The sequence below is a fragment of the Streptosporangium sp. NPDC000095 genome, from assembly GCF_042899335.1.
Classification (GTDB): domain Bacteria; phylum Actinomycetota; class Actinomycetes; order Streptosporangiales; family Streptosporangiaceae; genus Streptosporangium.
The window spans coordinates 1-12879 of the sequence record NZ_JBIAZS010000035.1 but is presented as its reverse complement, the minus strand read 5'-3'; the positions used below and the strand labels follow the sequence as shown (position 1 = coordinate 12879).

Genomic DNA, 12879 nt, shown 5'->3' with positions numbered 1-12879 from the left:
GATGTTCGGTGTACGTCTGCTTCATCTGGGCGACGGAGACGTTCCGGGTCCCGAGGTGTACTGGATGTCGGACTGGGACCGGTGGTATCGGCTCGCCTTCCAGGCCGTGCTGATCCAGGGCGAGGGGGTCACCGCGCTCGTCGGCACGGGACCGGCCGAGGACCTCGGCCCGATGAACGAGCAGTGGGCCGGTTTCCTCGGCGAGCGCGCGGCGATGCGGCGTGAGCCCGGCCAGTGGTTGCCCGACCAGCTGGCCGCGCACGGTGTCGCACCGGAGGATGTCACCCATGTCCTGCTGACGCCGCTGCAGCTTTACACCACCTCGAACGTCCCGCTGTTCCCGAACGCGCGGTTCTGCCTGACCGAGCGTGGCTGGACCCATTTCCACCGCACCAAGCGGCACCCGCACGACGACCGCTGGGCCTGCCTGCCGCCGGACGTGCTCGGCTATCTCACCCACGACGCGTGGGACCGGGTCCGGCTGCTCGCCGACGAGGACGAGGTGGTGCCGGGGATCCGTACCTGGTGGACCGGCTCGCACCACCGCGCCTCCATGGCCGTGGAGATCGACAGCACGGCGGGCGTGGTCACGGTGACCGACGCCTACTTCACCCGCCGCAACCTCGACACCGACCAGCCCATCGGGATCTGCGAGAACATCTACGAGGCGATGGCGGCCCACGAGCGGGTCCGCAGGGTGGCCGACGTGCCGCTGACCATCTACGACGCCGACCAGCTCACCCGCTACCCGGACGGCGTCGTCGCGGAGCTCCCCGGTTCGTGAACGCGAGGGGCCCGGTACCGCGACCGATCGCGCGGTGCCGGGCCTGCCGTGTCGTCTTTTCCGTGTCGTCTTTTCCGTACCGCGACCGGTCGCGGGGCCGTTCGCCCGTGCCCTGACGTCGCTCAGGACACGGGCCGGTAGTCCACCACCTTCTGCTCCTGTCGGCCCAGCCCGTCGATCTCCACGCTCACCACGTCGCCGGCCCTGAGGTAGGGGAAGCGGCCGGAGAGACCGACGCCCTCGGGGGTTCCGGTGCTGATGACGTCGCCGGGCAGCAGCAGCATGTGGTTGCTCAGATGCACGATGAGCTCGGGCACCGAGAAGATCATGTCGGCGGTGCTGGAGTCCTGCCGGGGCTCGCCGTTGACCCAGGAGCGCAGCCGCAGCCGGTCGGGCCGGATCTCGGCCGCGGGCCGCAGCACCGGGCCGAGCGGGTTGAACGTTTCGGCGCACTTGCCCTTGGACCACTGGCCGCCCGACACCTCGATCTGGAACGCCCGCTCCGACAGGTCGTTGGAGAGCGCGTAGCCCGCCACGTAGTCGAGGGCCTCGGCCGGGTCGCTCAGATAGCGCGGGGTGCGCTTCATCACCACGGCGAGCTCGACCTCCCAGTCGGTCTTGACCGAACCGGGAGGGAGGATCACCTCGTCGCCGGGGCCGACCACGCAACCCGGGTGCTTCAGGAAGACCACGGGGTGCTCCGGCGGGGCCGCGCCGGACTCGGCCGCGTGGGCGGCGTAGTTCATCCCGATGCACACCACCGCGGCGGGCCGCGCGACGGGCGATCCGATCCGCTGCCCGGTCGTGTCGATCTCGGTGAGCTCACCCGTGGCCAGGGCGGCGGCGACCCGCTCGATGCCGTCGGCCGCGAAGAACGCGCCGTCGAGGTCGGCGGTGAGCGAGGTGAGGTCGTACTCGCGACCCTCGTGCCGTACGGCGGGGCGTTCTGACCCGGCCGGGCCGAACCGGAAGAGTTCCATGTGAGTCCTTACGCGTTGCCGCCCGCGCCGACCTGGTAGCCCATGCGCAGCGAGAGCTGGTGAGCGGTCGAGCGGACGTTGTCGATGGTCGTGGCGATGAGCGCCGGCGTCTTGCGCATCTCGGGGATCGAGACGCTGATCGCGGCGCGGCCGCCTCCCCGGTGGCCGCTGAAGGGCGCGGCGATGCAGAACACGCCGGGGGTGTACTCGGAGTTGTCGGTCGCGTAGCCGTTCTCACGTACCTCGCGCACGGCGGCGAGCAGGTGGGGCAGCGACGTGATGGTCTGAGGGGTGTACTGGACGAAGCGGACCTCGGCGAACCGCTCCCCGATCTCCTCGTCGCGGAGCTGGCTGAGCAGGGCCTTGCCGATCCCGGTGGCGTAGGCCGGCAGCCGGATGCCGACGCGGGAGGCGAGGCGCAGCTGCTGGTCGGGGTCGACCTTGGCGATGTAGACGTTGTCCGTGCCGTCGAGCGTGGCCAGTTGGACGGTCTCGTTCAGGGTGTCCCGCAGCGCCTCCATGTACGGCAGCGCCGCCTGCTCCAGGTCGGCGACCGCGACGTAGCTCTGGCCCGCCTGCCACAGCCGGATGCCGACGCGGAAGCGCCGGGTCTCGGCGTCCTGTTCCAGGAACCCTCTGGTGGCCATCGTGACGAGCAGCGTGTAGGTGCTGCTCTTCGGGATCTCCAGCAGGCGCTGGATCTCGGTCAGGGTGAGGCCGTCGCGATGGTCGGTCAGCAGGTCCAGAATGGCGAGGGTGCGGTCCGCCGACTTGACAAGTGGGTTCATGGCGATGGAAGGCCGTTCATGTAGGTAAACCGAGGTTCGGCTAGTGGCACCTTACCCGCTTCGCTGACGGGTGGGGAAAGCTCCGGTCGACCGCCCGGTGCGGCGGTTCGCGCTCGGGGGACGCCCGGCTGTGCCGCTCGCTCCGCGCGGTGGTCCGCGTCCTCGACCGGCGGTGTCAGCGGGCATTGGCCCGGGCACGCAACGGCACCTTGCGGATCTTGCCGGAGGACGTCTTGGGCAGTTCCCCGAACTCGAACCTGTCCGGCGCCTTGAACGCGGCGATCCGGCCGCGTACGTGCGCGCGCAGCTCCTCCGCGGTGGCCTCCGCGCCGGGGCGCAGGGTCACGAAGGCGAAGGGACGCTCGCCCCAGCGCTCGTCGGGAACGCCGACCACCGCCGCCTCCAGGACCGCCGGATGACTGGCCAGGGCCGCCTCGACCTCGATCGAGGAGATGTTCTCCCCGCCGGAGACGATGATGTCCTTGGCGCGGTCACGCAGTTGCAGGTAGCCGTCCGGATGCAGCACGCCGAGGTCGCCGGTGCGGAACCAGCCGTCGGGCGCGGCGGCCCGGGTGGCCTCCTCGTCCCGGTAGTAGCCGAGCATCACCGTGTTGCCCCGCAGCGCGACCTCGCCGATCGTCTCCCCGTCCCGGGGCACGTCCCGGCCTTCGGCGTCGAGGACGCGCATCGCGCACGAGACCAGGTTCGAGACGCCCTGGCGGGCGCGGAGCAGCGCCTGCTCGCCGATCGGCAGGGCCGACCACTCGGGCCGCCAGTCGCAGATGGCCGCGGGGCCGAACGTCTCGGTCAGGCCGTACAGGTGGGTGACGTCGAAGCCGGCCCTGGCGCAGCCCTGGAGCAGGGTGGGCGACGGCGGCGCGCCGCCGACCGCGACCGTCACCCGATGGCCGTCGGGTGACGCGGGGGCGGCCTCGACCAGGGAGATCAGCACCGTGGGCGCGGCGCACAGCATGGTGACCCGCTCGGCGGCGATCAGTCGCCACACCTGGTGCGGGTCGGCTCCGCGCAGGCAGACGTGGACCCCGCCGACGGCCGTGACGGCCCAGGGGAACGCCCAGCCGTTGCAGTGGAACATCGGCAGCGTCCAGAGGTAGACGGCCTCCTGGGTGAGGCGGAAGTGGGCGACCATGGCCAGCGCCTGGAGGTAGGCGCCCCGGTGGTGGTACATGACCCCTTTGGGATGGCCGGTGGTTCCGCTGGTGTAGTTGAGGGCCATCAGCGCGTGCTCGTCCGTCACGGGCACCCGGTGTGGCGCGGCGTCGGCGCGCAGCCGCTCGTACTCCAGCGGGCCCACGGCTCTCAGGTCTTCCAGCGGTTCGGCGACCGCCTCGGCGAGTTCGGCGAACTCGGGGTCGAAGATCAGCAGCCGGGCACCCGAGTGCCGGACGATGTGGCGCAACTCCTCCGCCGAGAGCCTGATGTTGAGGGTGAGGAGCACCGCTCCCGCGTACAGCACGCCGAAATGCGACTCCAGGAGCAGCGGGGTGTTGGCGGCGAGCACGGCGACGCGGTCGCCGGGGCGCACCCCCAGGGCGGCGAGCGCGCCCGCCTGGCGCAGGCACCGCTCGTGCAGCTCGCGGTAGGTCAGCCGGAGTGGCCCGTCGATCACCGCCGTGCGGTCGGCGTGGACCGCCGCGGCCCGGTCCAGGAAGGCCGTCGGGGTGAGGGCCTCGAAACTCAGACCTGCGACGACGCCCGCGTCGGGCGTCCGACTGACATGAGCCGACACGGCAACTCCGCCTCTCTGTGGGGCTTCGCGGCCCATTGTCAGGCGGGTTCCGTATGCTGTCAAGCTGTTCATATATGTGAACTCAATGGCCGGGCCGGGCGGCGAACGACCCGGGTGCGGGAGGGATCCCTCCGGTGGGCGGCGACGTTTGCCGGTTCGGGGTGAGGGCAGCCGTTGGGGTATCCGACGTGGCGTTACAGGAGGTCAGATGCTGCCCCGGAAGCAGAAGGTCGGCACGGTCGCGGTGATCGCCCACCAGAAGAAGACGTTCGGCGGCGGGCTTGACGAGCTGCGCAGGCTGCTCGCCGACGAGGGCGTCGGCGAACTGCTCTGGTACGAGGTGCCCAAGAGCAAGAAGGCGCCGAAGAAGGCGAAGAAGGCGCTGAAGGAAGGGGCCGACCTGGTCCTGGTGTGGGGCGGCGACGGCATGGTGCAGCGCTGCGTGGACGCGCTCGCGGGCTCCGGCGTCACGGTCGGCATCCTCCCGGCGGGGACGGCGAACCTCTTCGCGCAGAACCTGGGCATCCCCGAGGACCTGCCCAAGGCCGTGGACATCGCCTTCCACGGCGAGAGCAGGAAGCTGGACCTCGGAAAGGTCAACGGCGAGCACTTCGCGGTGATGGCCGGGGTCGGCTTCGACGCGGCGATGATCGAGGACGCCGATCGAGGGCTGAAGGACCGTCTGGGGCGGGTGGCGTACGTCTGGACGGGGCTGCGCCACGTCCGGGGAGAGCTCGTGCGGATGAAGGTCAAGATCGACGGCGTGACGTGGTTCGAGGGTGAGGCGAGCTGTCTGCTGCTGGGCAACGTCGGCACCATCACCGGCGGTGTCGAGGCGTTCGACGACGCGCGTCCCGACGACGGATGGCTGGAGATCGGCGTGACCACCGCGGAGGGGCCGATCCAGTGGGCCCGCGTGCTCGGCCGGATGAGCGTGGGGCGGTCCGACGAGTCGCCGTTCGTCAGGATGACCCGGGCGCGCAAGATGACCGCCACGTTCGCCACTCCCATGACCTACGAGCTGGACGGCGGCGCCAAGGGCAGCGTCACCGAGCTCAAGGCCAAGGTCGTGCCCGGCGGCATCACCATCCGTGTCCCCGAGTCCGCCGGCTCCGACCAGCCGTGATCGTGGATCGCCGGCCAGGCCGACGACGATCGTGAGCCGCCGGCTCTGATCGGTGCCGATCGTGGGGCGTCGTGCATCGGTGTCGGCCCGCGCGACATTCGGGGGGGCGTCCCGACGCCCCCCGAAACCCCCTTTTAGTTAGCATTCATGACAAATACATATTCGATATGGTTCATCGACTGATTTCGCTTAACGGGAAAGAGCGGGGCGATGACCGGGGAACACTGGACGGAGAACGTCGCCCCCGGCGGCGAACACGACGCCCCGCCGGGCCCCCGTAGGGACCCCGTGCCGGTCCTTTCCGCTCCGGCTTCACGCGACGGCAACGACGCCGCCGACGCTGCCCGGGCCCGCCCGCGGACCGCGTCCGAGAGGCCGGCAGGGACCGTGTACGAGCTGTGATCGAGGTGAGGGTCTCGATCGAGATGGACCACCCCGCGGCCGACATATGGCGCATCGTCGCCGACTTCGGCCAGGATCCCCGCTGGCGTGCGGGCGTGACCACGATGGCGCCCGACCCGCCGGGAATCGTCGTCCCGGGCACCACCACCGAGGAGATGTTCCGTTTCGCCGGAGGCGTCTACTACATCAGCGGTGTGGTGACCTCGGTGGTGCCCGGAAGGGAGTTCCTCTGGCGGGGGACGTCGGGAATCGAGGTCGTGGGCGGCAGATCGGTCGTGCCCCTGGATGACGACCGATGCCTGCTGACCATCTGGTTCCAGGTGAGGCCCCCGGGGCTGCTACGCCTGCGCGCTCCCATTCTCGGACGCATGCTCAGGCGCAAGCTCCAGCGGAACGCCCGCCGCCTCGGTGACCTGGTCACCTCGGACGTGTGACGTCGTCCACGGGTGGAGATCGCCTCTGCGGCCCGTCGTTCACGACGCCGGACCGTGGGTGATCGCCGCCCGCGGTGTTCGTCACGCCCGGGTGACCGTCATCTGCAGCTCGGTCACCCAGTTGTCGTAGTCGCCCTCGGGACAGTCGATGGAGACCTCCCGGGCCAGCCCGACACCCCGGTAGCCGTGCTCGTCGATCCAGTGGGCCAGCGTCTGGAACGTCGGGCCGACCTCCTCCATCGAGCCGCGGTGGATGATCGTGGCGGCCTGCTCGATCTCCGGCAGGTCCACGACGGCGAAGTCGTGGTCGTCGCTCGTCTCCGCGGCGACCTCCAGCCCGGCGTGCACGATCACCCGGCCGTCGGCCTCGGGTTCGTAGCGGGCGATGCCGTACCCGGTGACCTTCACGCCGGCCACGTCGAGGCGCCGGCACAGCTCGGTGAAGAGGGGCTGGATGACGGGGCTTATGTCCTCGCCTTCGTAACTGGCCGCGACGGCGGTGAGTTCCGCCACGCGTGTCGAGGGGATCGGCTTGAGAAGGACCTCTTCCGGGTGCATGTGACCTTCCTTGGTGATCGTCGTGAGCCGTACCTCCACTCGGAGGAGCCTGGCCGTGTCCGCCGCGATCCGCCCCTCCAACTCGGCGCGGCGCAGCCGCAACATCCCGTACAGTTCCGCGGCGTCGACCCGCTCGTCCAGGATCGAACAGATCTGGCGCAGGGTGAGGCCGAGATCCTTCAGGGCGATGACGCGGTTGAGCCGGGACAGCTGGTCGGCCCGGTAGAAGCGGTGTCCGCTGTCCGGGTCGACATGGGCGGGCCTGAGCAGGCCGATCGCGTCGTAGTGGCGCAGCATGCGCACCGACACCTGGCCGAGCTGGGAGAACTCTCCGATACTGAACATGGTGCTTTCAGGTATAGGGGCTGACACCGTGTCAGCCGCAACCCCTCCCGGCCCTTCCCCGGGGGAGCGCCCGGAGATAACCGGTTGTCCGGCGGTTCGGCACCGGGTGAGTATGGCGACCATGTCGCTGCGTTTTCACGAGATCGCCGAGGGCGGTCATCGCATCCTCAACCCGTTCACCGACGACAAGCTCGCGCTGCTCGGCGAGATCGCCAGGCTCCGGCCGGGAATGCGCCTGCTCGATCTGTGCTGCGGCAAGGGGGAGATGCTCTGCCGGTGGTCCCTCGCCCACGGGATCGAGGGGGTCGGCGTCGACATCAGCGACGTCTTCCTCGACGCGGCGCGCGCCAGGGTCGAGGAACTCGGGGTGGCCGATCACGTCAGCCTGGAGAAGGGCGACGCGGGAGCCTACCGGGCGGAGGCGGGCGCGTTCGACGTCGTGTCCTGTCTGGGGGCGACCTGGATCGGCGGCGGGCTGGAGGGAACGGTCAAGCTGATGCTCCCCGCGCTGAAGGACGACGGGATCCTCCTCGTCGGCGAGCCGTACTGGACCTCCGAGCCGCCCGCCGGGGCGTACGAGTCGTTCGGCTTCGGCCCGGACGACTTCACCTCGCTGGCCGGGACGTTCGACCGGTTCGAGGCGGCGGGGGTCGAGGTGCTGGAGATGGTCCTCGCCGACCCCGACAGCTGGGACCGCTACATGGCGAGCCAGTGGTGGACGCTGAGCGACTGGCTGCGCGGCAACCCCGACGATCCGGAGGTCGGGGAGGTGCGCGACTTCCTGGAGCGCTCCCGTCGCTCGCACGTCGAGTACGGCAGGCGATACCTCGGCTGGGGCGTCTTCGTGGTGCGCCGCCGTTGACGGCTACTGGTGGGTAGGAATAGGTTCCTGGAGACCGGCCGGTCGGTTTGTCCGAGGAGTGCCGGCTTCGCCCGGCACGAGACCGAGGGCCCCGACCGTTCCATCGACCTGGAGGCGTGATGACCGACGTCCGGCTCGCCCGTCAATCCTGGCGCCGCCTGGAGCCCGTCCACGGGATGATCTATTTCGTGCCCGAGGCCACCGAGCGCTACGCCGCGCTCGGCCTCGATGAGCGAGCCGGCTACTTCGCCTCCCGTGCCGCGGCCTTCGGCACCGCCTCCGCCGAGCTGGTCATCGCGACCTTCTACAACTTCCACCCCGCCCTGGTGCGGCGCGCCCTTCCTGCCGCGTGGCAGGTCACGACCCCGGAGAAGCTGCTCGCGGCCCGCCTCGAAGCCGCGGGAGCGGCACTGCGCCGGGCCGGGATCCACGAGATCGACACCCTCGCCGAGACGACGGAACTCGCCGTCCGCGCCGCGGAGAGGGCGTGCGAGCACCCCCAGGGGCGCCCGCTGTTCGCCGCGCACGCCGCGTTGCCCTGGCCCTCCGAGCCGCTTCAACGGCTCTGGCACGCCCAGACGCTGCTTCGTGAGTTCCGGGGCGACGGGCACGTCGCGACCCTGCTGGCCGAGGGCGTCGGCCCGCTGGACGCGCTGGTCCTGCACGCCGCGGCCGGGCACGTCCCCACGGTGTTCCTCAAGCTCAGCCGCGACTGGCCCGAGGAGGAGTGGGCCTCGGCCGAGGAAGGGTTGCGCGGACGCGGCCTGCTCGCCGGCGACGAGCTCACCGAGGAGGGCGCGGCGCTCAGGCAGCGGATCGAGGACCGCACCGACGAGCTGGCGCTGCCCGCGTACGCCGCGCTCTCCGACGACGAACTGGCCCGCCTGGCGGAGCTGGCCCGCGTCTTCGGCCGGACCGTGGTGGACAAGGGCCTGCTCCCCTTCTCCCGCTGAGCCCGCGAAAGGTCGCGCTCGCGCGCGGTCACCTCCCGCCGGACAGCGGGGTCTTCGCGGGCCTTCCGCCAGGCGGGCCGAATCGCTTTCACCCGGTCGGCTCGCTTTCACGCGATCAGGTCGCTTTCACGCGGCCGGGCGCCCTCACACGGCCGGGCGCCCTCATGCGGCCGGGTCGCCGACCTGGCCGATGAACAGTGGGGTCAGCGTCGGCCGGTGGACGATCGCGAAGGCGAACGGGTGGTCGGCACGGACCTCGGCCTCCGGTGCGGGCGGGCCCGACACGACGAAAGCGAGACCGGTGACGGCGGCGGCCTCGGTACCCCACTCGTCCACGGTGATGTTGGCGCGGTGGACCGCCTGGTCGAGGAGGGCTCCGTCGGTGATCCCCGAGTAGTCGGTCCCCCGCAGCCCCAGTCTCGCGAGCGGTTCCGCCAGATCCAGGCTCGTGGAGAAGTCCCACCGGGGCATGGCGAGCCGCACCGGCCGCTCCTCAAGCCCGCGCGCCACCTCCGCCATCACGGCGGGGGAGAGCAGGTCACCTGGGGAATCGCCCGCTCGCGGCAGGAGGACCCACATGGCCAGCTCGTCCCCGGCGTAGCGCAACTCCACGGCCTGCCAGCCGGATCCCGCCGCGTACGGGAGGAAGCCGTCCTTGCGCATCAGGGTCGTGCGTGTCGTCGTACCGTCCGCGCGGGTGAAGGCGGCGCCCTCCTCCGGCGCGTCGGTGAACGGCACCGTCCAGTCGGCCCGCAGGTAAACGGCGTTGGCGATGACCAGCCTGGTCCGCGCGGGCAGGTCGTCGAACACCTTTCTGATCCGCCCCGCGGTCCGCTCCTCGGCCCAGGCGTTGATGACCTCCGTGGCGTCCCCGGTGAAGTCCACCTGGCGCACGCCCGTGCCGTACTGCGCCGCGAGCGTACGCAGGAACTCGGGCTTGACGTCCAACCCCTCCTGGGTGAACAGGTCGTTGGCGATGCCCACGACCGGTGGTTCGGGCGCGCCCGCCTGGGCGTCCCGCTCCGCGTCCGGTTCCGGAAGGGGAGGCGGAGCGTCGGTCGTGACGATCTGCCTGGTGAGCGCGTTGAGCGAGGTGTGCGGACCGCCTGAGGGGAAGCCGAAGACCGCGTCGAGTTCGATGGCGGTGTCTCCAGCGGCTCCCGCCCTCGCCAGGCCGAAGGCGTAACCGATGCTCAGAGGCGACAGGACGGTGTTGGCCCCGGGTTTCGCGGTCGCGGCGAACAGGGCGTGCCCGAAGGAGGTCAGACCGCGTACGGTCTCCTTGATCGGAGGATCCTTCGGAGTCTCCCGTTCCACCCCCTTCGCGGTGATCACGCTGGAGGAGGTCATGGCGCACGCCGAGAGGGCGGCGACGGCCAGCAGGGTGGGTAACAGTCGGCGCATGATCCTGAAACGTACGCCGCCGCCAGGCGGTTCACCCGGTTCGCGCGGGCTTCGGGTCGCGTGCCGGGCGGCATCAGGTGATCGCGGCGAAGGCACCGGCCCCGATGAGGGCGACGGCCCAGGCGAGGTCGAGGTTGAACCACGCCTTGCGGAGCACCGCCACGCCGAGCCGCTCGTAGACGACGAGGGCCAGAACGGTCGTCGTCACCAGCATGGACACCGTGTGCACCCCGGTCGTCAGCAGGCTCTGCGAGGCAAGCGCGGCGGCGTCGTGCCCTTCGTGACCCCCGTGCCCGCCATGTCCGCTGTGCAGGGCGACAGGGAGCACCATCAGCCCGGCCCCGTGAGCGGTGGCCATCAGGAACGACCACCCGGCCAGCTGCCACTTCGTCACCTTCATGCCGACCCAGCGGGGATGGCGCCGTCTCAGCAGCCGCCAGAGTCCGAACCCGCAGACCACGGCCGCCACGCCGTACGAGACCGCTTTCGGCGGGGCGGCCAGCCGGGCCGCCGACACCAGTACGAGCGTGATCAGCACCGAGCCCGCGTGGCCGAGCACGATGGGCGGCAGCGCGCGCAGCACCCCTTCGCGAGAGCGCTCCTGCAGCCCGAGCGCGACCGCGAAGAGCCAGCCCATGGCCGGGTTCAGGCCGTGGAAGGCACCGAGCCCGGCCAGGATGAGCAGGGACGTCAGATCCATCGGGTGCGCCTCGCGGGGAGTGGGAAGGTGTCGACGTCCGGTGGGAAGGTGGCCGGGATCACGGGAAGCAGTAGGAGTCGGAGGAGGAGTCGCCACCCTGCAGACGGATCTGGTGCGCGCGGCGGCCGTCGGAGGAGAAGTCGACGAAGAAGTCCGGATCGAGGGCGATCGAACCGTCGTCGGCGATGTCCACCTTCGCCATCCAGCCGGAGATGCCGTCGGGGTAGAAGACGTCGTCCCAGGAGCGGTAGAGCGAGTTGGTGAAATAGACCCGCCGTCCGTCCCTGCTCGCCTCGACCATCTGCGGCCCTCCGTTCAGCGCCCGGCCCCGAGCCGCCGGGTGGCCGTCACGCCTGGCGATCCCGCCGATCCGGACCGAGCCGGTCTCGCGTGGCGCGAACGGGTCGGAGACGTCGTACGCCTTGAGCTCGCCGGTGCCCCAGGCGGAGACGAGCAGGATGCGGTCGTCGAGGGTGAGTGAGATGTCGCTGACCAGCGGTGGCACCGCGCCGAACTGCTTGAGCGGCTCGGGCAGCAGGTCGGGGTCGGCGGGCTCGGCCGGGATCGTGATCGTCTTGCGCGCCTTCCAGACGCCGTTCTCCAGGTACCAGGTGAAGATGTTGGCCGACAGGTCCTCGACGTTGATCACGGTGTTGACGAAGCCGTAGGTCTTGGTCGGGTCGTGGGCGGGACGAAGCTCCAGGGCCATCTGATGCTGGTCGCCCAGGTCGATCTCCTGAAGGTGTCTGCGCTTGGCCAGGTCCCAGACGTGCAGCCGGTGGCCGTACTGTCGGCCGACCAGAAGCTCCAGCGAGGGTCCCGGCTCGATCTGGTTGGGTGTTCCCCACTCGCTGGAGATCATCGTGTCATGCCCGAGGTGCCACCAGAAGTCGTAGTGCAGCCGCTGTGTCCCCCGGTCGGCCTCCCAGCGGCCCTTCGGCTCGAAGGTGTCGTGGTCGAGCGTGAAGATCCCGCCGGGCGCGTCGCCGTCCACGTCGCCGAGCGCGCTGACGTAGATGGCGTCGGTGCCGCAGTGGACGGTGTGCGGGCGGCTGTAGCCGGTCTTCTCGAAGATCGTCTCCGGTTCGATCGTCTTGACGAGCTTGGGGCTCCGGGGGTCGTCCTTGACGTCGAAAATGTAGATTCTGCTGGACCTCAGACCGGGAAGGACCAGGTAGCGGCGCTCCACGTGCGGGTGGGGCGCGTACGGGCACAGGGCCGCGCTGCACACGTTCCAGCCGAAGTGGTGGAGCTCGTCGCCGGGGACGGACATGTCGTGCACGTCGGCGATCGTCCCGGTCGACAGGTCGATCGTGGCGAGCCCGTCGGGCCGGCCGTCGCCGGTCGCGGCGAGCAGTGCGACGTAGGCGAGTTCCTCCTTCGGGGCCGTCATGGCCTCACGGGCCGACGGGTAGAAGGTGGGGTCGGGCTGGATGAGTGCCACGGCGAACTCCTGAACTCGTAGCCGGAATCGGTACCCAACTAATCATGTAGGAAAACTGCCTGTTGTCCAGTGGTCATTTTGTGTGACCGGTGCGGACGGGGGCACCTCCTCACGGTCTCCTGGCCGGTGAAACGAGAGGGCCGCTCGCGCGACCGGAGATCTTCCCGTAGGGGTGGCCGTCGGAGGTTTCGAGAGACTCGCGGAAAGGGCGCCTAACAGGGGAGAGGTGGGGGGGGGGGGGCGCCCCCCCCCCCCCCCCCGCCCGGGCCCCCCCCCCCCCCCCCCCCCCCCCCCCCCCCCCCCCCACAACCCCCCCCCCCCCCCCCCCCCCCACCCCCCCCCCCCCCCC

At 70.6% G+C, this 12879-nt stretch carries 12 protein-coding genes; 5 read left to right on the top strand and 7 right to left on the bottom strand.

Annotated elements, in window-relative coordinates; genetic code table 11:
- The first annotated feature begins 1 nt into the window (after position 1).
- The gene (locus ACFY3V_RS38940; RefSeq protein ID WP_362926712.1) at positions 2-784 is read left to right on the top strand and encodes a hypothetical protein; all 783 of its coding nucleotides are present in this window, start codon (positions 2-4) and stop codon (positions 782-784) included.
- A gap of 122 nt (positions 785-906) precedes the next feature.
- On the opposite strand, the gene ACFY3V_RS38935 is transcribed toward ACFY3V_RS38940, so the two are convergent.
- The 3 genes from ACFY3V_RS38935 to ACFY3V_RS38925 all read right to left on the bottom strand — a co-directional run bounded on the left by ACFY3V_RS38935 (position 907) and on the right by ACFY3V_RS38925 (position 4302).
- On the bottom strand, positions 907-1764 hold the full coding sequence (locus tag ACFY3V_RS38935; protein WP_350945850.1) for a fumarylacetoacetate hydrolase family protein: 858 nt from the start codon (positions 1762-1764) through the stop codon (positions 907-909).
- 8 nt (positions 1765-1772) lie between these two features.
- Complete coding sequence (locus ACFY3V_RS38930) at positions 1773-2552, bottom strand: IclR family transcriptional regulator (RefSeq protein ID WP_362905320.1); 780 nt, start codon at positions 2550-2552, stop codon at positions 1773-1775.
- 175 nt (positions 2553-2727) lie between these two features.
- The gene (locus ACFY3V_RS38925) at positions 2728-4302 is read right to left on the bottom strand and encodes an acyl--CoA ligase family protein (protein ID WP_362905318.1); all 1575 of its coding nucleotides are present in this window, start codon (positions 4300-4302) and stop codon (positions 2728-2730) included.
- 208 nt (positions 4303-4510) lie between these two features.
- Here ACFY3V_RS38925 and ACFY3V_RS38920 point away from each other — a divergent pair, with 208 nt between their 5' ends.
- Positions 4511-5428, top strand: a complete 918-nt coding sequence (locus tag ACFY3V_RS38920; protein ID WP_350945853.1) for a YegS/Rv2252/BmrU family lipid kinase — start codon at positions 4511-4513, stop codon at positions 5426-5428.
- Positions 5429-5826: 398 nt separating this feature from the next.
- Positions 5827-6264 carry an SRPBCC family protein gene (locus tag ACFY3V_RS38915; RefSeq protein ID WP_362905316.1) on the top strand — a complete coding sequence of 146 codons (438 nt, stop codon included), beginning with the start codon at positions 5827-5829 and terminating at the stop codon, positions 6262-6264.
- 81 nt (positions 6265-6345) lie between these two features.
- Here ACFY3V_RS38915 and ACFY3V_RS38910 read toward each other — a convergent pair whose 3' ends face one another.
- Positions 6346-7167: a MerR family transcriptional regulator gene (locus ACFY3V_RS38910; RefSeq protein ID WP_389780356.1), complete on the bottom strand. Its 822-nt coding sequence runs from the start codon at positions 7165-7167 to the stop codon at positions 6346-6348.
- Between the two features lie 121 nt (positions 7168-7288).
- On the opposite strand from ACFY3V_RS38910, the gene ACFY3V_RS38905 reads away from it, so the two are divergent.
- Together ACFY3V_RS38905 and ACFY3V_RS38900 are read left to right on the top strand one after the other, a co-directional pair.
- On the top strand, positions 7289-8029 hold the full coding sequence (locus ACFY3V_RS38905; RefSeq protein ID WP_362905312.1) for a class I SAM-dependent methyltransferase: 741 nt from the start codon (positions 7289-7291) through the stop codon (positions 8027-8029).
- 119 nt (positions 8030-8148) lie between these two features.
- Positions 8149-8982 carry a hypothetical protein gene (locus ACFY3V_RS38900; protein WP_362905310.1) on the top strand — a complete coding sequence of 278 codons (834 nt, stop codon included), beginning with the start codon at positions 8149-8151 and terminating at the stop codon, positions 8980-8982.
- 162 nt (positions 8983-9144) lie between these two features.
- Here ACFY3V_RS38900 and ACFY3V_RS38895 read toward each other — a convergent pair whose 3' ends face one another.
- The 3 genes from ACFY3V_RS38895 to ACFY3V_RS38885 all read right to left on the bottom strand — a co-directional run bounded on the left by ACFY3V_RS38895 (position 9145) and on the right by ACFY3V_RS38885 (position 12530).
- Positions 9145-10386 carry a serpin family protein gene (locus ACFY3V_RS38895; protein WP_389780353.1) on the bottom strand — a complete coding sequence of 414 codons (1242 nt, stop codon included), beginning with the start codon at positions 10384-10386 and terminating at the stop codon, positions 9145-9147.
- A gap of 73 nt (positions 10387-10459) precedes the next feature.
- Positions 10460-11086, bottom strand: coding sequence for a hypothetical protein (locus tag ACFY3V_RS38890; protein ID WP_362905306.1), 627 nt, complete (start codon positions 11084-11086; stop codon positions 10460-10462).
- Between the two features lie 58 nt (positions 11087-11144).
- Complete coding sequence (locus ACFY3V_RS38885) at positions 11145-12530, bottom strand: selenium-binding protein SBP56-related protein (RefSeq protein ID WP_389780351.1); 1386 nt, start codon at positions 12528-12530, stop codon at positions 11145-11147.
- Between the last annotated feature and the right edge of the window lie 349 nt (positions 12531-12879).

Coding starts and splice junctions, on each gene's coding strand:
- ACFY3V_RS38940 (WP_362926712.1), top strand. CDS start 2: ATGTTCGGTGTACGTCTGCTTCATCTGGGCGACGGAGACGTTCCGGGT.
- ACFY3V_RS38935 (WP_350945850.1), bottom strand. CDS start 1,764: ATGGAACTCTTCCGGTTCGGCCCGGCCGGGTCAGAACGCCCCGCCGTA.
- ACFY3V_RS38930 (WP_362905320.1), bottom strand. CDS start 2,552: ATGAACCCACTTGTCAAGTCGGCGGACCGCACCCTCGCCATTCTGGAC.
- ACFY3V_RS38920 (WP_350945853.1), top strand. CDS start 4,511: ATGCTGCCCCGGAAGCAGAAGGTCGGCACGGTCGCGGTGATCGCCCAC.
- ACFY3V_RS38910 (WP_389780356.1), bottom strand. CDS start 7,167: ATGTTCAGTATCGGAGAGTTCTCCCAGCTCGGCCAGGTGTCGGTGCGC.
- ACFY3V_RS38905 (WP_362905312.1), top strand. CDS start 7,289: ATGTCGCTGCGTTTTCACGAGATCGCCGAGGGCGGTCATCGCATCCTC.
- ACFY3V_RS38900 (WP_362905310.1), top strand. CDS start 8,149: ATGACCGACGTCCGGCTCGCCCGTCAATCCTGGCGCCGCCTGGAGCCC.
- ACFY3V_RS38895 (WP_389780353.1), bottom strand. CDS start 10,386: ATGCGCCGACTGTTACCCACCCTGCTGGCCGTCGCCGCCCTCTCGGCG.
- ACFY3V_RS38890 (WP_362905306.1), bottom strand. CDS start 11,086: ATGGATCTGACGTCCCTGCTCATCCTGGCCGGGCTCGGTGCCTTCCAC.